The 18,153-nt window shown below is 30.0% G+C and carries 14 protein-coding genes and 1 tRNA gene; 5 read left to right on the plus strand and 10 right to left on the minus strand.

Going from position 1 to position 18,153, the window contains the following annotated elements; all coding sequences use genetic code 11:
- Positions 1–78 precede the first annotated feature (78 nt).
- From AC3IPI_RS00685 to AC3IPI_RS00695, 3 genes are all read right to left on the minus strand, one after another.
- A complete protein-coding gene (locus AC3IPI_RS00685) occupies positions 79–1,893 on the minus strand; it encodes a hypothetical protein (RefSeq protein WP_489156470.1) in 1,815 nt (604 codons plus the stop codon).
- 559 nt (positions 1,894–2,452) lie between these two features.
- Positions 2,453–2,758 (minus strand): hypothetical protein, encoded by a 306-nt coding sequence (locus tag AC3IPI_RS00690; RefSeq protein WP_489156471.1) that lies wholly within the window; start codon positions 2,756–2,758, stop codon positions 2,453–2,455.
- A gap of 239 nt (positions 2,759–2,997) precedes the next feature.
- The gene (locus AC3IPI_RS00695) at positions 2,998–3,873 is read right to left on the minus strand and encodes a hypothetical protein (protein WP_489156473.1); all 876 of its coding nucleotides are present in this window, start codon (positions 3,871–3,873) and stop codon (positions 2,998–3,000) included.
- A gap of 805 nt (positions 3,874–4,678) precedes the next feature.
- Here AC3IPI_RS00695 and AC3IPI_RS00700 point away from each other — a divergent pair.
- A tRNA-Glu gene (locus AC3IPI_RS00700) sits at positions 4,679–4,750 on the plus strand.
- A gap of 183 nt (positions 4,751–4,933) precedes the next feature.
- On the plus strand, positions 4,934–5,347 hold the full coding sequence (locus AC3IPI_RS00705; RefSeq protein WP_052259339.1) for a hypothetical protein: 414 nt from the start codon (positions 4,934–4,936) through the stop codon (positions 5,345–5,347).
- Positions 5,348–5,408: 61 nt separating this feature from the next.
- Here AC3IPI_RS00705 and AC3IPI_RS00710 read toward each other — a convergent pair whose 3' ends face one another.
- Entirely contained in the window at positions 5,409–6,002 is a 594-nt protein-coding gene (locus tag AC3IPI_RS00710) for a serine O-acetyltransferase (protein ID WP_323488827.1), read from the minus strand.
- Positions 6,003–6,821: 819 nt separating this feature from the next.
- On the opposite strand from AC3IPI_RS00710, the gene AC3IPI_RS00715 reads away from it, so the two are divergent.
- From AC3IPI_RS00715 to AC3IPI_RS00725, 3 genes are all read left to right on the plus strand, one after another.
- The gene (locus tag AC3IPI_RS00715) at positions 6,822–7,916 is read left to right on the plus strand and encodes a Ppx/GppA phosphatase family protein (RefSeq protein ID WP_039111468.1); all 1,095 of its coding nucleotides are present in this window, start codon (positions 6,822–6,824) and stop codon (positions 7,914–7,916) included.
- Between the two features lie 206 nt (positions 7,917–8,122).
- Entirely contained in the window at positions 8,123–8,704 is a 582-nt protein-coding gene (locus tag AC3IPI_RS00720; RefSeq protein WP_039118762.1) for a Crp/Fnr family transcriptional regulator, read from the plus strand.
- A 98-nt stretch (positions 8,705–8,802) separates the two neighbouring features.
- Positions 8,803–9,294, plus strand: a complete 492-nt coding sequence (locus AC3IPI_RS00725; RefSeq protein ID WP_489156476.1) for a YybH family protein — start codon at positions 8,803–8,805, stop codon at positions 9,292–9,294.
- A gap of 165 nt (positions 9,295–9,459) precedes the next feature.
- Here the strand turns inward: AC3IPI_RS00725 and AC3IPI_RS00730 are convergent, their stop codons facing one another.
- The 6 genes from AC3IPI_RS00730 to AC3IPI_RS00755 all read right to left on the minus strand — a co-directional run bounded on the left by AC3IPI_RS00730 (position 9,460) and on the right by AC3IPI_RS00755 (position 17,749).
- Entirely contained in the window at positions 9,460–9,606 is a 147-nt protein-coding gene (locus AC3IPI_RS00730; RefSeq protein ID WP_165572306.1) for a hypothetical protein, read from the minus strand.
- Positions 9,607–9,860: 254 nt separating this feature from the next.
- Positions 9,861–10,835 (minus strand): hypothetical protein, encoded by a 975-nt coding sequence (locus tag AC3IPI_RS00735; RefSeq protein ID WP_489156478.1) that lies wholly within the window; start codon positions 10,833–10,835, stop codon positions 9,861–9,863.
- A gap of 165 nt (positions 10,836–11,000) precedes the next feature.
- Positions 11,001–12,143 (minus strand): cytochrome-c peroxidase, encoded by a 1,143-nt coding sequence (locus AC3IPI_RS00740; protein ID WP_489156480.1) that lies wholly within the window; start codon positions 12,141–12,143, stop codon positions 11,001–11,003.
- A 30-nt stretch (positions 12,144–12,173) separates the two neighbouring features.
- On the minus strand, positions 12,174–13,685 hold the full coding sequence (locus AC3IPI_RS00745; RefSeq protein WP_489156482.1) for a DUF6850 family outer membrane beta-barrel protein: 1,512 nt from the start codon (positions 13,683–13,685) through the stop codon (positions 12,174–12,176).
- Positions 13,686–13,695: 10 nt separating this feature from the next.
- Positions 13,696–14,904 carry a DUF4876 domain-containing protein gene (locus tag AC3IPI_RS00750; RefSeq protein WP_489156484.1) on the minus strand — a complete coding sequence of 403 codons (1,209 nt, stop codon included), beginning with the start codon at positions 14,902–14,904 and terminating at the stop codon, positions 13,696–13,698.
- Between the two features lie 28 nt (positions 14,905–14,932).
- On the minus strand, positions 14,933–17,749 hold the full coding sequence (locus AC3IPI_RS00755) for a TonB-dependent receptor (protein ID WP_489156486.1): 2,817 nt from the start codon (positions 17,747–17,749) through the stop codon (positions 14,933–14,935).
- Positions 17,750–18,153: the final 404 nt, after the last annotated feature.

Below are 18,153 nucleotides of genomic sequence, written 5' to 3' on the forward strand. Positions count from 1 at the left end.
TTTCGGTTAAAAACTAATTTTTAAAATACAAAACCATATTCAAATAAAGCCAAATGCCCAGCTTGCTTGTAGCGTGTGTTAGTGGTTGCCTTTTATCCAAAGAGTTGATTTCTTATATATTTTTTTATCAAATTTCAATCCTAATTCACCACAGTTACAATTTTCAACAGACTGTCCATTTAATTGTATATCTAATAATTTTGCTATTTCGAATATGCCATTTTTTTCAATATAAACTTCTTGATTTTTTACTAATAAAAGGTCTTTAATATTAACGATACATACTTTATTATCATTAAAAAACTCTTTAGGTTCATATAAATATGTAAGATTTGCAGGTCTAAAATTAATCAATCCATATTTTAATATTGAATCTCTTGCTTCTGTTTTTGATATAATTTTATTTTCAATATCAAAATATAGATTGTATAATTGCCAAGTAGTTAAAAGACCTCTTTCATCACTTTGAGCATCTTCCAATTGATTGAATGTAAATGGTGGATTTTGACGATTTAGAGGAGGCAGATATCTTTGATGATTTACAATATATAAAGCATAAACATCAAATTTCTTTCTTTCTTTACATCTTCGATGTTTTATTTTTGAGATTTGATTGCAATCGGAATCTGTTGATGTTCCACCTATTCCTTTACATTCAATAATTAATATACCCTCATTTAGTTTTATTTGAATATCTTCTTCTAGAATTTTAGACTCGGTTTTTGTTTCATCAAAATTTATTATATTTTCAAATTCAAGCCAATTAAAATATTCTATTAGAGCATTTACCAAATTATCACCTGTTTCAGTCAATATGTCGTGTAAAAAAGAGAATTTTTTTTGATTGGCTCCTATTTTTAAATCACTTTTTTGCAGTTTAATTTCATATTCTTTTTGAAGATTATTTTTTTCAACTATTAAGTTAGAATGATTTGGTAACCAATATTCTTTATCGGTTTTCCATCCGAAATTGCTTGAAAAAGGGAATAATTCTGAAAAAATTGCGGGACCAATTTTAGTTAAAAATTCGTTTAAAAAAAGACCTTTTTCTTTAATTTGAGGTAATAAAATTAAATTTTCAAATTCCTTTATTTCAAAGTAAGAAATTATATCACCATTAATGTTAGTCATTAAAGGAAAATAGTTTTCATCTTTAACTAATTCCATTCCTTTGTAACTTGTTGGATGATAGAATGTTTGACTGTAAGTTGAGTCAGTTTTATATTTCTCTAAAAGTGATTTAAAATCAGCATCTATATTATTTATGTGGATTTCTTTTCCAAATTTTGGTGTCGAAATTGGAATATGATTCCAAAAAGAGTATATATTATGACTTTCAGTACGTTGTCTTTGGTTTGAATTTTCTGATATTTCAACTGATTCATATTCAATTTCATAAGATTCAGTAGAAAAAGCTAAAACTAAAAATTTTCGGTTAGTTATTTTGTCTAAATATTCCCTTAAAAGACTACTTGTAATTGGTCTTGGGTCAAAAAGTGTTTCAGGATAGCTACTTAAGAGAGAAATTGATGTTTTTCCTGTATGATCTTCTCTTGTATTTTCTTTAAAATTATAATCTATTGTTTTGTAACCTTCCAAATCTATTAATACTATATCAAATTCATGAAGGTTTGGTGGGAAATCATAATTTAAAAGTAAAAGATGATTATTGTTATTATAAGTATTAGGCACTTTTACTTTTGAGCCTAAAGAACCGTTATAAATATTAAAGCCATTTTTTTTCAGTAGTTCGATATATTCTTCATTAATGTCAATGCAACAAATACGTGGACGTTCAATAGTTTCAATAGTCTTAATTGTTTCGATAGTCTCAACAGGATTAATAGATTTTTTTATAATTTCAACTTTTTTTTTATTTCCAAATATGTTCATTATTGTCGATTTTTTAAGGTAACCACTAACTTGTATATATGTCTGACTACGTCCGACTTATCTACCCTAAATTGGGTCGCTATGTCTGACAATTGTCAGTATTATTTCTTTTCAAAAATAGGATTTTTATTTCACAAATCATCAAATAAGCTTTTATTTGTTAAATACTTTTCTTACTAACATAGGTATAAATTTCGGTGGTCTTGCTGCTTTGATAACCTAATAATTATTGAATATACCTTAAATCAGTTCCGCTTTCAAGTAAATGGGTAGCGAATAAAAATAAAAAGGCAATATTTTTCATAATAATTATTTTTTGTCGAAATTAATTAATCTGGATTGTTATGTTTTATAGATTTCTGCAATTGTCGTCTTTTTCTTTCTATATCTAACTAACATCTCTTAAATTCGATAGCAAGGATTTGCAATCGTCCTCATTCTGACTATAAAACACAACTAAAACTTTTAAACTGGTAATTTCTAAAAAACAAGAAATTACAACATTTTACAGCTGTAGTTTTCTATTTATTCACTTTGTCCGAAAGATTACAACCCCACATTATCTTTTATCTATTTCACGTATCTTATCCAGCAACTCCATTTCATCCTCAGGAAGAAGCTGTAAAGCAATTTCGAGTAAGATTATTAAATCAATTGAGATTTCAGAAGAAATATCATTTTTAAGTAAACTAATACTTGTTTTAAGCAAAGAAGAAACCATTAGATTTAATTCATAATAAGAAGATAATTTTATTGGTACACTAAGCGAATTATTATTAGCATCGGGGTTTAGTTTTGTAAAAAATTCCATGTTACTCATTATTTTTTTAAGATTCTCTAATTTTTTAGTTTCAGCTATTTCCATGATATTTTATTATTTTTATTTGCATAGTTCAGGAAGTTTTTACAATAAAATAGGAACGTATATGACTAGACTTATACGTTCCTCCATTTATGACTGTCTATTTACAAATGCTAATAATTAAAGCAGCAAACACAGGTTTGAGTCCTGTTCCCGTAAAATCAAAAAGCTTCAGATTACTCTAAAGCTTTTTTTGTTTCTAAACTTTCGTTGAAACTTTTATATTCGTTACGTTCACGGGACTATCTCAGCACAAACTTATCTTTATTTGTTAGTTTTCCTTTATCAAATATATTAACAAAATGAATCCCTTTTTTAAACTCTTTCATTCTAATTTCATGTTCAAATTTCAATGAATCATTTGGATATTTTACATTAGAAATATAACTGTAATTCAAAACAGAATTTCCAAATTTGATTTCCTTATTTTCACCCAATATATTATTCTCACTATCAATAACCTGAACATAATATTTTTTTTTCAAAGAAAGCCCCGAATTTAAAAACCCCACTATTGTAAAAGAAATTTTTAAGATATTTACTTTTTTTGCTTTATCAGTAACTGTAAATTTTCCTCTCTCTTCTTTAAAAGACTGTACTTCAAGGTTAGTCAATACAATTTCGTTGCTGTTTTTTTGTATTTCCTTCAAATAATTATTCCAAGCAATGAGAGTGTCATTTTTTTTCTTTACACTACCTAAAATCATTTTTGTACTGTCTCTTTGCATTTTATACAATATCGCAATTTTTGATAGTTTTATTTTTTCTTTTTGCATAAGAGAAACAATTCTTTTCAATCGAAGTACTTCTTTTTTATATTTTATTATAACTACAGCATCAACATTAGTATTCTTTATTTCATATAATAAATTTTCTACTTTTTGCTTTTCGTTAATCAATTCATCTTTATAATAAATATTTTCGGAAATAGCAGTTTCAAGTTCTTTTTTTGATTCTATTAAATTCTTTACCAGTTCTATTTTTTCTACTTTTAAATCATTAGCTACTGTTTGAGCATATACATATTGATTGTAAGAATACCCCAATATCCCAAATAATACAAATAATACAATTATAGTAGAAATTTTTAATGCCTTTCCAGAAAGATTTTTCATCATAAATTTTTAACAGCAAAAGAACATTTTTTTTTAAATTCATAATTATATTATATTATCCATAAATAAATCTATTTTAATCTAATTCTAGAAACACTAGCTATTTGATGTTTATAAAAAAAGCCTAAAATACACAGTAGATTTATTTGAGATGCAGTCGCATCTGTTTGTTTGCCTCTAAAATATTAGAACATTCTAAATTTACGCTACCAACTTATAGAATGATTTGAACATAGTTTGTCGGAGATTAATCATCTAATTGTTATTTAACATGCGTATAACTTCAATTCTGAGTAGGAATATCAGTAAGTATATAATTCTATAACATAAATTAAATTCCGACAAAGGCAATCTATTACAAGTATCGCCATTTGCATTTACATTATCCATCACTGCTCTATTGCTTAAACAAAACCAGTGCATCTTATCGCAATCATCATTCACAATAACAAAAAAATGTGCAAAGTCAGTAATATTCACATTATATCTCATTAAAACACTTCCAATAACAGGCATTTTTTCAAAAAATCAACAGAAAAACTACAAGAATAATCTCTCAAAAGTAAATATTTATCATTCTTAATAAAATTTAACATTTTAATATAAAGAAGAGAAAAAACCTATTCGTTCTTTTCAAAAACAAAACAACCAATTATTAATCAAATAAATACATTTTAATTAACTCAATTCTGTTTACGATTGATGATTTCTAACAATGCTCTTTTCAGTGTAACCAAAAAAAGTTTTTCGAAAAAACTATTGTGTATTTTAAAATTGATTGTATTTTTGCACCCGCAATAGCAAAGTAGGCCCGTTCGTCTATCGGTTAGGACGCATGGTTTTCATCCATGTAAGAGCGGTTCGATTCCGCTACGGGCTACTAAGAAAAAGCTTCAGAGAAATCTGAAGCTTTTTTGTTTATATTTACTTTAAAGAAATAAAAACTGCACTCTTTAGAGAATAGATAACACAAAGGTTTACAAAATTTAATCAATAGCTTTATAAATCTTTGCAGTTAAATCAACACAAAAAAAGGACTGCATTAATAATAAATAATAGTAAAATGGAGCAAATTTTAGAAAAGCTAAACTTTTTTATTGAGAACAATTTACCTCTTGTACTGTCGAATTATACTGAAGATGATTTTGACATGATTTTAGATGAAAGAGACGAAGACTATTTTTCTGAAAAATGGATGGAAATATTTGATATCATCAAAGTAAAAGTTAGTGAAAGTAAAATAGACAAAACTAGTAGCCACAGCTTAAGAGAAAAAGTTTTTAAACTCGTATATTCTATAACAAATCATCCTGATTTATCTTCCTACGTATCTGATGATTTTGGCTTAATATTACAGTCATTAGAAATTAAACATAATGATTACTGGTTAAATTCGCTGTGGTTAGAATATAAAAAAGGCAATTTACCACATGGCCAATTAGCAGAAACTAAAGGTGAATTAATTGATTTAATCTAAAGAAAGCTTCAGATCTCTCTGAAGCTTTCTTTTTTAGAACTTTTGATATTACTAGTGATATTTACAATTCTTCCTTCACTCGGACTCCATCTCTCCTAATAATATATGCAGGAACACCAATTACGGTACAATTCTCAGGAACATTTTTTACAACTACAGCGTTTGCTCCAGCCTTAGAGTTATTTCCCATTTTAACTTTTCCAATTATTTTAGCACCTGCATTAATTGTTACGTTATCTCCTAATTCAGGACTATCTGTAGCATTTGAAAATCCAATAGTTACTTGTTGATTAATCCAACAATCGCGTCCAATAGATTTAGCAGATATTATTGTTGCAAAACCATGCTGGATAAATAACCCTGGCCCAATATTTTTTGTCAAAATAAATAGTGTATTCATCTTCGGACACATCCAATTTATTAAAAAAGAAATTTTCCCTACTCTTACATAAAAAACGTTTCTATATTCTGGGTAAAATGTCATAAGTGTTAGGAAACCAAATTGAGTATTACTACCTGAATTAGTTATCTTCAACCAACGTTCGACATCATAATGTATTACTTTTTTATTCCCATGAAAATTAAACAAAAGAATATGAGGTAAAAGTCGTATCGCACTTAATATTACAACGATTTTTTTTATATTATTTTTCATCTTATTTCTTGTAAATGTAAAATTTGCCTTTGCTTAATTGATATTACTTAATAATGGCGCAGTAAACCTTATGCTTACCTCTAAATTAAGATAGATTTACAAAGGTTTGCCTTATTTTTTTGTCAAATATATAATATTTATCCTACGAATCATTAAGCCTTATATATATTTTAAGGAAACATTAGACATTACGTTTTTTATAGTAGATATTAATGCCAAGTAAGAAATCAAAATTATAATCTCGCATTCCTAAACTTATCTCTTTTTTGTAATTTCTAAGAACTATAACAAAGGTTATGAGATTTTTATAGATTTTATAAAATACGAAAAGTTGTACAGATACAGGAATCCTAATGCATTTTTATATAGAAACACTTCCCTAAATGAGTCATTATTTCTCTTTTCTAAATAAATCCCATTTGCTTATCACTCTTTTTCAACACATTAGAAATATAAAATAATATGCGAGTGTATTAACAATTTAATAATATATTTTCCTAATAACTGAGTTTGTTCTAATAAATGTTTTTATAAATTTGTGGCCTTGTATTTAATAGTTTTTACTTCACAGTATTTAAGACTTAGTAACCAAATACTCTATCATTTTGTCACTTATATATAAGCAACTAATCATGAGATCCTTTTACTTTATTGTTAATATAAAAGATATATTAACCTTGAGAAGTCCACTTCTGTAGTCTTTAAATTATTTACACTAAAAAAATATTACTCACAATTCAAATATCTAATTTACAAACAAAACAACAAACAATTCCCTCACAATCTTTATTCATTAAATTATAACAGTAATTAAATCCAATGCTTAAAAAACACACAACCCAAATTCTAATTTTTACCCTTTTAAGTTTATTTTTTTCCATCAATTCATTTTCTCAAAAAAACATTTACGCAGGAATTGAAATCGGACGTAGAGCAATAAAAACTTCTGTTGTAGAGATAAATAATATTAAGAAAGCAGACTATACAATTCTCCATTTCTCGAATGAAAGAATTAACCTTGCCGAACATATTTCTACTTACGGAGAGCTTCCTCAGGACGACATTAATAAAACTAGCAATATAGTTCTTAGTCAACTGAGAGAAATAAGAGCGAAATTTAAAATTCCCGAAGAAAATATTTTTATAGTTGCTGCTCCTGCTTTTTCATCTGCTCGCAACATTGACGTTTTAAGAAATAGAATTTCTACTTTAACTAGCAAAAGTTTTGATATAATTAATGTTGACGAAGAAGCTAAAATACTAGTTAAAGGTGCTATACCACCTGTTGATTATTCTAACGCTCTGCTCCTCGATATTGGTGCCCAAACTACTAAAGGTGGATACATTGATGAGATTGGAGATAACAGATTAGAGTTTATTCCTTTGGAGCTTGATTTCGGTACAATGACACTTACCGATGCTGTTAAAAAAACGGTTGTAAATCAAAGTCAAGCTAATGATATGTCAACCTATCAGGAAAAGGCTTTTGATTTTAACCCAATTCTGCGTAAGAAGATAAAACAATTGCTTGATGCAAATCCTCTTTTATTAAAAAAGGAAAAGATTTATTTATCCGGAGGAGCTGTCTGGGCGTTTTCAGCTCTTTATTATGATGAAAACACTAAAGATCATTATATTTCTTTTACATTGGAGGACGTTATGAATTATGATGCAATCCTGAAAAATAATTTCGGTAAGTTTACTACCTATGCTAAAACGAATAAAGAAGCTGCTAGAGTTTTGACTACATACGATCAACGATACCTTATTTCAGCAAACAATATACTAGTAACTTGCCTGGAAAGTATTCCAAATCTAGAGAAAAAGAAAATATACTTTGTAAAAGACGGACAAGTAACTTGGCTTATGTCATACATTGCTGATCGCTCTAAAAAAGTAAATACTAATTTTTAAGTATCTTTTTTTACACTCTTACAAAGTCTATTCTGTTTTGTCATTATAGAACTTACATATAACATTAAGCAAAGCTTCAGAGAAATCTGAAGCTTTTTTTATAGAATAGTATTTTATGACTGATCAAAAGATAATGTTGCTAAATCGTTGCTGAAAAATTTATTACTTGTAGTAAATTAGCTTTATATTAGCTTTTAAAAAACATAGTGAACATAGATATACTCATATCGCATTTTGATAATTATCTTCCTCTTGACAGCAAGGAAAAGGAAGAATTGAGTAATCGTGTGATTGAAAGAAACATCAAACGAAGACAATTTATACTTCAGGAAAATGATGTTTGCAGGCATTATACTTTTGTTATTTCTGGACTTTTTAAAATGTATGCTGTTGATAAAAACGGAACGGAACATAACATTCAATTTGCTTCAGAAAATGAATGGATTACTGACATTGGTAGTTTTCATTCTGAACAACCAAGCCGACTTTATATCGAAGCTATGGAACCAGCTGTTATTTTGCAAATAGAAAAATCAAACCTTTTATATCTCTATACTCATTTTCCGAAATTTGACCGAAATTTTAGAGTTATTATCGAAGACAAATTTATTGAACTCGAAAATAGGGTTCTACAAAATATTAGTTCTACTGCCGAAGAAAGATATCAGACTTTTCTGGGTCAATACCCGAAACTTTCTAACCGAATTCCTAATACTCAAATAGCTTCTTATCTTGGTATAACTCCTGAATTCCTGAGTAAAATCCGCAATAATATTACTAAAAAGTAATTTACCCTTAATATAGTTTAAGGGTATTTCTTAAACTTGTTTATAAGTGTTACTCTTCTGTTTACCTCAACTTTGTAATGTAATTAAAGCATTATAAAATGAAAAAAATACTAATCCCAATTTCTTTGCTCTTGCTGATGGCAAGTTGTCAAAAACAAACAGAAAACAAATCCGTAACAAATAATTTAAAACAAGTAGAAATGAATACAACAGCAGAAAAAACAGCCATAGAAAAATTATTTTTCTCTTATCGTGATGCCTTAAACACATCAGATGTATCTAAAGTTTTGTCATTATACACTCAAGATGGTGTATTTATGCCAACCTCTGCCCCAACTGCAAAAGGCCAACAACAATTAAAAGATTCCTATGATTTTGTATTTAAATCAATACAATTAAATATTGAGTTCTTTATTGAAGAAATAAACATTAGTGGAGATATTGCTTATGCAGTAACAAACTCAAAAGGCACAACATTAATTCACGCTAATGGACAAACTGTTCCTGAAGAAAACAGGGAGTTATTTGTATTGGCAAAAGAAAATGGAGAATGGAAAATTGCCCGTTATATGTTTAATAAAACAAAATAATCAATAAAACAATTCCAAAATTGTCCTGTGAGGGGTGCAGTAAAGCTTCAGCGAAATCTGAGGCTTTACTATTTTATAACCCTTTTATTATAGTTTAATAAAATTCCGAATAAGACAAAAAAAGCAAATCTAACAATTGCTAAAAATTATAATAATTAAATAGTACTACACTATTTTAGAAATCATCATAATAGCAATAAAGGAAACCACAGCAAACACTATTGAGTTAATAATTCTGTCTTTTCTCTTCATCGATTTTTCTGATATGTCTAGCTCTGTCAAATCTTTTTTTCTTGTTTTATTTGCTTTCATGTTTTTTAATTTTAATTCATAATATTAGGAATCAAAGTGTGCAAACTGTATGCCAAAGCAATCAAAAATAAATTAAAGCACTAAATACCAATAAATTAAATAATTAATATTGCTGTTTAATTTATAATACCTATCAAAATGATAAGGTTATGCATTCAAAATGAAAGGGATAGGGAGTTTTATCAAACAAAAATAATATTAGAACTTAAATTTGTACAAAATCTCCCTTTCATACAAATTTAAGTTTTAATCATTTATTCTTCTATTACGTAATCAAAATTCCCATCAGCTGGAATAGATAAAACTCCTTTTTTATGCATTTCGTCTGTTGCTTGTGTATAGATAAAATGATACCACCAAATAAAAAATTCCTCGAAAGATATTTCCTTATCATAACCTAATTTAGTGTAAATCTTTTTACTGTATTCTCTTTCGCTCTCCAGAATCTTTAATAAGTCTGGTAAATAGTTTTTAGCTATTTCTTCAAACAAAATATTGTCTGATTTAGAAACTAAATTTCCGAATGAATTTGTTTGCACATGAAGTCTGTTATTTCCGTAAACACAAACATCTTTGCCATCTATTTGTTCTGACTGATTTCCATAAATTCCAAAAGATTCTGTTTTTGCATTTGTATTTTCGCTGATTCTGTAATAGTAATGATTTCCGTGTCTTAAAGGCCTATCTTCTTGCTTAAGAAATCCTTTTTCGACATCATTAATTTGCCAGGAATCTAATAGCACATTACTTAAAATAAGGAATGACCATTTTTGGAAATCTTGTGTTTTTGAAATCTCTGTTTTACCAAATTGCTGCTTTATTTCGGCTAAATTCTTAATTATTGATTTGGTTATTTTTTCCGAAATTGGTTTTGCATATTTATAAAGCAGTTCTCCATCTTTTGCATCGGTAATAAAAACAGTTGGTTTATACTGATTATTAATTTTATGAAGCCAATTTTTAGATTCTAACAAGGTAATTAAACTCGTCATTTTTTCGTCACTAAACTTCGTGTACTTCTGAAAATCAGCTGGTGAAAAACCTTTATGCAGCGCAAATAAAAATATATCTAAACTGTCTTTCTTCGTTTTAAAATCAGGAAAATTATCTCCTCGAGAAATTAGAGATTGCTCGATTTTTAATTTAAAAATGTCATCGATTTTATTTTGAGCATTTATATTTTTTCCAAATAATAGAAAGATAATAGCCAGTAATTTCAGTCTTTTCATTGTTTTCTTTAGATAGTATTGCTACTTAATTTAGTTAGTTAATGATAAAAAAAGCAAATTATAAATGATTTTACATCACATAACTTGCTTTTTTACAAACGCTAATATATAAGTATTTATACTACAAATAACAAACTGGATAATTTTAATTTTATGCCATTATATTTACCTCGGTATCTGTGGACGCTCCATTTTATATTGTCTTCCTGATAAGGTTTTAATGAAAGAAACCAAGGCTACAATCTCATCATCATCTAGATTTAGCGGTTGTAACAATACATCTGTTTGCGGGAATAAAGGATCTGCAGCTTTCTCGCTTTCATCTGGATCTATCATGTGCATTCCGCTATTGTATATATTAACAATACCTGTCATATTATCAAACAAACCATTATGCATCCATGGCCCTGTGTGCATGACATCGCGAAGTGAAGGCGTTCGGAATTTCCCGACATCTTCTGCCTTTTTAGTAATATGATAGAGCCCTAAATCTTCATAGTCTCTCTTATAATAGGTAAGTCCTATATTGTGGAATGATTCATCGGTAAAATATTTCCCTGAATGGCAATTCATACAACGTGCTTTGGTACGGAAAAGATGCAACCCTTGTATTTCCTGATCAGATAATTGACTGTAATCTCCATCAATAAAAGCATCAAATCGGCTTCTTTTACTCAGTATTGTTTTTTGGAAAGTTGCCAATGATTGTAAGATTTTATCATAAGTAACATCAGCGTTTCCGTAGGCATTTTGGAATAAAACGGCGTAGCCTTTAACATTTTTTATCTTTTTAGCCAGACTTTTAGCATCCATATTCATTTCATGATGTGCCGTAATTGGTCCTTGCGCTTGCTCTTCTAACGTTGTTGCGCGACCATCCCAAAAGAATGATTTTCGTGCATTAATATTATATAAAGACGGTGTATTGCGCTTGCCTTGCAAATGATCATTTCCCAAAGATACTTCTCTACCATCTCCCCAAGCCAGTTCTGGATCATGGCAGCTACTACAGGAAACCTGATTAGAACCTGAAAGTTTTGGATCAAAGAAAAGCATCTGCCCTAATATAACTTTAGGATCATCCATCCTTTCGTAATAACTTGTATCTACATCCAAAGGTTCAAATTCTTGCCAAGTAACACCTTTGTCGATAGTTGGTTTTGGCCATTGATTTGTTGGCTTACTATAAAGTTCTCTCCAATTGGTATTTGCTATTTTTTCGCTTAGCGTAACGCTAAAACTCAATAATGAATGTACAATACCAACGGACAGAATAAGAAAAAAGGTTTTTAATAAAATAGACTTCATTATAAAGTAATAGATATTTTGCAATGCCTATTAAAACGTCATTCCTAGTGACATTTGAAAATAAGTATTGTTTTTGTTTTTAGAATAATTGTAGTAATCCAAACCTGTTTTGATAAAAAAATTAAGGTCTGTTTCATATTTGTAATCCCAACGTGCTGTTAGATTTACTTTAGTATATGCTGCTGATAAGTAAGCAAAATTATAATCTAACATTTCAAAAATTTGATTTGTATTTATGCGGTCACTAAGTTTCATCTTAGAATCTAAAGCCCAGCTATGCTCTAAAGATGTCGAGACTTTGATTAATGATTGCGACACCAGTTTTGAAACCGAAAAATCTAATCGGCCAATACCTTGCTGAACATCGATAGTTCTTAAGGGATCGATATACTTTGTTGCTGTATTTTTTAAATTAAAACTTGGCGCAATAGACCATGATAATTCTGGATTAGGAATACTGTATAAACCTGAGAATATAACCGATGTAACCTGGTTTGTATATTTAGTAGCTTCGGATATTTTTACGTAAGATGATGAAGTCTGATTGTCGAATATGTTTTCGGTTCCTGCTCGGTCTATATAATAAAATCCGATTTTTGTACCCCAAGCCTTTTCTTCTGATTTTTTTAAATAAGAAAGTTCTCCATCATACCGTTTCTCTAGAATACTAGATGCGATAAGGTCTTGAAATTCGGTCATTATTTTTTCATAATCAAAATGGTTATATCCAATAGATAAAGCAAAACCATTCCTGTCTTTTGGAAATAATTGCACATTTGCTCCATATCCTTTCCCATCATAATAAGAACTCAGTTTGTTTCCTGTGAGCAGGTTGTTATAGACTCCAAGTCCTGTCATATGATAAACAGCGGGAGCACCTAACTCGCTGAAGAATTTCAAATTATTTGACTGTGTGTATTTTTGCAAATTAATAGCCGATCCAATCGCATAATGATTTCCTATATTTCGTGATATTCCGAGTGCTACTTTAAGATCCGAAACTGTATTTTTAGGTCTGGGATCTATATCTCGGTATTCCATCAAGGCACGGTATTCGGCAACGATTCCTAGAGTCATTTTTTGATATCCTTTAGTATAACCTCCTTTAAAAGAATATTCTTCAAAAGAAAGATCTCCTCCTATAGAATCGGCGGTTACATAAGGATATATCACCTGATAATCTGAGCTTTCGTTCCATTGTACATTTTTACGTTGACCATTTTTATAGTTTGCATTTCCCCAAACCGTATTTTTAGGATCAATCTTATAATAGGATTGTGCGTTAATAAGAAACTCACTAATGCCATTTCCTAATTGTTGAATATTGGTTTGCTGCGATGTAGTATTATAACCGGCGCTAAACTCTGATAAGGAATAGCGGCGAGCATATTGCATATTTGCAGGATTTGTATAAAATGCACCAGAAAAATTATTTTCGGGAGCTAAATCCTCATGAATACGGATAAGAACCGAGGTACTATCCTGTGCATGTAGCATAGCTGAACTAAAAATAATAAATAGAAAGAGGGAACGAAAACTCATGATTAAATTATTAATTCATTAAAGATGGTTTAACCTCAGGGCTAAAATCTAATGTAGAGTTATTGGTGTCTTTCAATTCTTTTTTACCTTTTGAGTCCGTTGAAAGCACTTTACGACGAACACTTTTTCCGTAACGACTTTGGTCTGCATCGACTTTTCCGCAGTATGTCCATCCCATATCCAATGAAGGGTCGGTAACAATCCATTGAAATTCTGACGCAACACTTAAATTAACTGCATCTACAATCCATGAATTAGGAATAGAGTAAACACTCTCTCCCATAGGATAACTTTCTCCTCCTACTACCAAGTTATATTCATAGTCGTACGTGTAATCTGCCAAGTAAGTATCTTTATTTATTGGCAAACGAGCAATAACAAAGCTCTTGAATCCTCTGTTATGTACAATCATCGATGAGAATAAATTCTCCATATTAGGAACTGCAGGATTATCTACGTCATCTGCATCTTCTGTATAAAATTCGAAATTGGCTGTTCTTAAATCAATTGAACCTGGGTTGTATTCTTTATGATTAATTGCATCTTCAGCAATAATAAAAAACCCTCCTGGAGCAATAGGATATGTAGTTCCTGTTCCGGGAACAATAGCAATTGCCGATGCAGCAAAAGATTTTGCCATGATATTAGGCGTATAAGCCTGTTTCTCTACCGTCATAAATTCCGATTGGGCAATCATTAATCCATCTGCGTATAATACTTTATCTGTATTGTTGTAAATTTTAAAGTATTTGTCTCCTAGATATTGTTTTCCTTCGGCAGTTCGCGTTCCTGTAAAAAACACTTCTTCGATAATAAAATCTGATTGGCTTGTTTTTAGGAAAAGGTTTAAAGAAACCAGCGCTGTTTTTCCTGTAATAACAACCGATTCTTTGTAACCGCTTACTGCTGCCTCAACAGTACTTTCTCCCGCAGAATATTGAATTTTTCCGTTGATAGAAATTTCGTAAGATCCCTCACTTAATTCGATAGAAAGATCATTATTTACAAATGACTTACTCTCTGTTATTTTGCCTGTATTAAGTTCTTTAAAAGATACCGAAAGGTTAGAAAGTACAACATTATTTAAATCTTCTGGGTTAACAAGTTTTAAGCTTATAGCGGTTTGGTTGCTACTATAATTATCGTCATCTTTTGAGCAAGATTGTAGTAAAGCCATTATGGCTATTGTGAGATAAATGGGTAATAGTTTAATTTTCATAATTGAGGTATTTATTTAATATTAAAGATTATAAATTCAAGTTTAATTCCATCCCGAAATAAGGAGAAGTGAGCCCTCTTTGTTCTATCTTCTGCCCATTGATTTCGTAGTTTTGATAGTAACTAAAGAGTCGGTTAACGAACATTGATATTCTGATTTTTTTATAAAAATCTTTAGAGATTTTCAAATTCATATTCATTGACATTGGGATTGTTCTTTTCTCAAATAAATCGTCGTTGTATTTTATATCCAACCATTGCAAAATAGGATCTGATTTATCTTCTTCGAGATAAGGATATTGTTCTCCCGAAGGATTTATATAAGCAATTGGTGTTCCGTTCATAGGTGTAGATTGATTGCTTCTAAACCACATAAATTGAAAGGAACTAGAAAATTCTAAACCAAGTGAAGGAATATAAGTATCGACAATTAAGTTTGTATTTAATTGCTGTTTTATAGAGCCATCGTCCCACTGGTAAAGACCTAAATACGGAAGTCGTTTGCCATTAATAATTATATCTTTTTGTCCACTTTTATACACAGGATTACTATTAGTATAAGTCGTTTTAAACCAAGCACCATTTACTGTAAATCGCGTATTTATAGCTTTAAAACGTTTAGACGAAAACTGAAATTCAACACCGCTTTTTAGTAGTTTACTTCCGTTTTTTGTAATGTTGTAAGTGGTTAATAAAGTATCCATTACAAAACTCATTTGGGCAAGATCAGGTTGCGATGTTAATGATGAAGGATCTATAGAACTACTATCGTATTTTTTATAAGAAAGCGCATGATATCGTGACCCACTTCTGAATCCGGAATCTAAACGTTCATTAAAAAAAGTAACAGAGAATCGGTTATTATCATAAGAGAAATCTGTGCGAACTTCCCATTTTTTATTTATTGCCGGCGTTAAATCGTAATTTATTGCAGACGTTTTATAGGTCATTAAATTAATTCTTCGGTATTCGGGAGTATTATGATAATAGTTAAGCTGCACCAAATCATTATATACATAATCGGGATAAAGCTGTGCCAATGTTGGGAACTTAGTATATTGCCCTGCTCCTACTGTAAGTTCCGTTTTTAATGCATGTTTCTCTATCTTGAAAGACGGAAGTACCCATTGTGCATTAATTCGGGGATCAAAATAATATTTTCCGTGTATAGCATAAGCCGATGGTACATTTAATAATGACATGGCTCGAATACCACCCGCAAGGTTTAATTGATGTTTTCCTAAAGGAATTGTAATAGCATCTTCGGCAAAAAAAGCAATATCTGTACTAGCAGGAATATCTTTGTAGGATCTGGGGCGTGTTGTCATTTCTGGAGATGGCGGATGGGTTGTATCATAAACCTGACCTTTCCCGTTATTTTTAGAATATGTCCACTCCGAACCTGCTTTTAAAGCATGTGTTATTCCAAATAAACGAACTTCAAAATCTCCCATTGCTTTTAAAAAAGCATCAAATGGTTTACCATCAACCAGAAGATCTGAGGCGTATTGAGGCGTTAAAAAAATACCGTCGGATTCTCCTTGTTCTGTATTATTAGGTATCGCTGTAGCATTTGATACTTGTACCCATTTGGTTTGTTCGATTTTATCATATTGCTGACTAAGTGATGTAGCTACATGAATCGATTTTAAAAATCGTGATGTTTTAAAGTCTAAATCAAAAGAGTTAGCTATAGAAAATCGATTATAATCAGAACTATATCTATCAATTTTTGCGTAACCAACATTAGGATCTGCTCTCTCATTATCCATCGAACCGCTATAATCTAAACTAGAATCCCATTGAAGCAGATAAGAATCATCCTCCCATGTTTTTTGCACTCGTATAGATGCAGTGATTCTTTTGTAGTTTTCGAAACTATTACGAGGGTCCGATTTTGCATCCAAATAATCAAGCCCAACATTCAATACAAATCGTTTCTCTTCAGATTCAAACCCTTTTCCTAAATAATACAGCTTACTAAATTCATCTGCTTTAAAACGAGATTCCCAATTACTGCGTCCTCTTTTTCGTTTAATTTTAATAAGTCCGCTAGTTAAATCTCCATATTCTACAGATGGAATACCTCTTATAATTTCGACTTTCTCAATTTGATCTGTAGATATAGAGCGCATGTCTACTCCTTTTGATGTTGTGTTTCTGCGTGTATTTGCATATCCGGAACCCGGAGTAATAGTCATTCTTGGTCCAGTCGAATATTGCAAGTTAGCGTCGGTATTAAGAGGAATTCCGTCGATTACAAAAGCGGTTCCAAGAGAGGAAATATCATAATTAGAATCGGCTATACCTACTTCTCTTAATTTAATATGATTTGATGCATTAAACACAGGATCTTTTGAGCGTCCGCCCGGTAATAGTTCTAATAAATCGGTAAAGCTCGAAGGCTGCAAATGCTGCATGGCTCTTTTATCGATAATAGAGGTACTTGTCATTCCTCGAGACTCTGTAGCTGTAATAACTACTTCGTTTAACTCAATACTTGCAGGTTTTAACTCTAAAGACAAATTTTGATTGGTTGTAAACTCTAGCTTTTTTTCGATGGTTTCGTAACCTGAATGTGATAGCTTTATTTTGTAATTACCGCTTACAATAGCATTCAGAACAATGCTTCCAAAATCGTCTGATTGTGCTTCATATTTCTGAGACGATCCTTCTACAGTTAGCAAAGCCCCTTTTATAGGCAGTTTACTTTCGGCATCTTTAACGGTAATCTGAATATTTAACTTATTTATATTTTGTGTAAAACCAAGGTTAGAAAATAAGATGAATACTAACAGAATAATGCTTTTAGAAAATATTGGCGGGAGACTATTACAATAAGTCATTGTAGTTAATTTGTAATGCAGTTATATGATATATAACAGAAAGGTGATTAAAAGTTGCAAATATAACTTAATTTAGACTCGATAAAAATAGTAAGCTTTAAAAAATGCAATCTCCCATATTTAAAGGGCTCAATCTCCTACTCTTCTAAAAAAACAAAACATTAACTATCAACCAATTAAAGACTTATTTTTTCAGATTTAGTTTCTAAAATAAATTTCTCTCTTAATCATAAAGGTGTCTGAAAAAGAATACAAAACAAATGTGTCTCCACTTTTCTATTGTTTATAATAAAGGTTATCCGAAAAGTTAAAATGCAAAATTACAATATCTGATTATCAGTATTTAACTACATTTTTAAATATTTAAAATTAAATAATGAAAGAATAATTTTACAATATGATTT

This window comes from Flavobacterium sp. GL_143 (assembly GCF_057834355.1).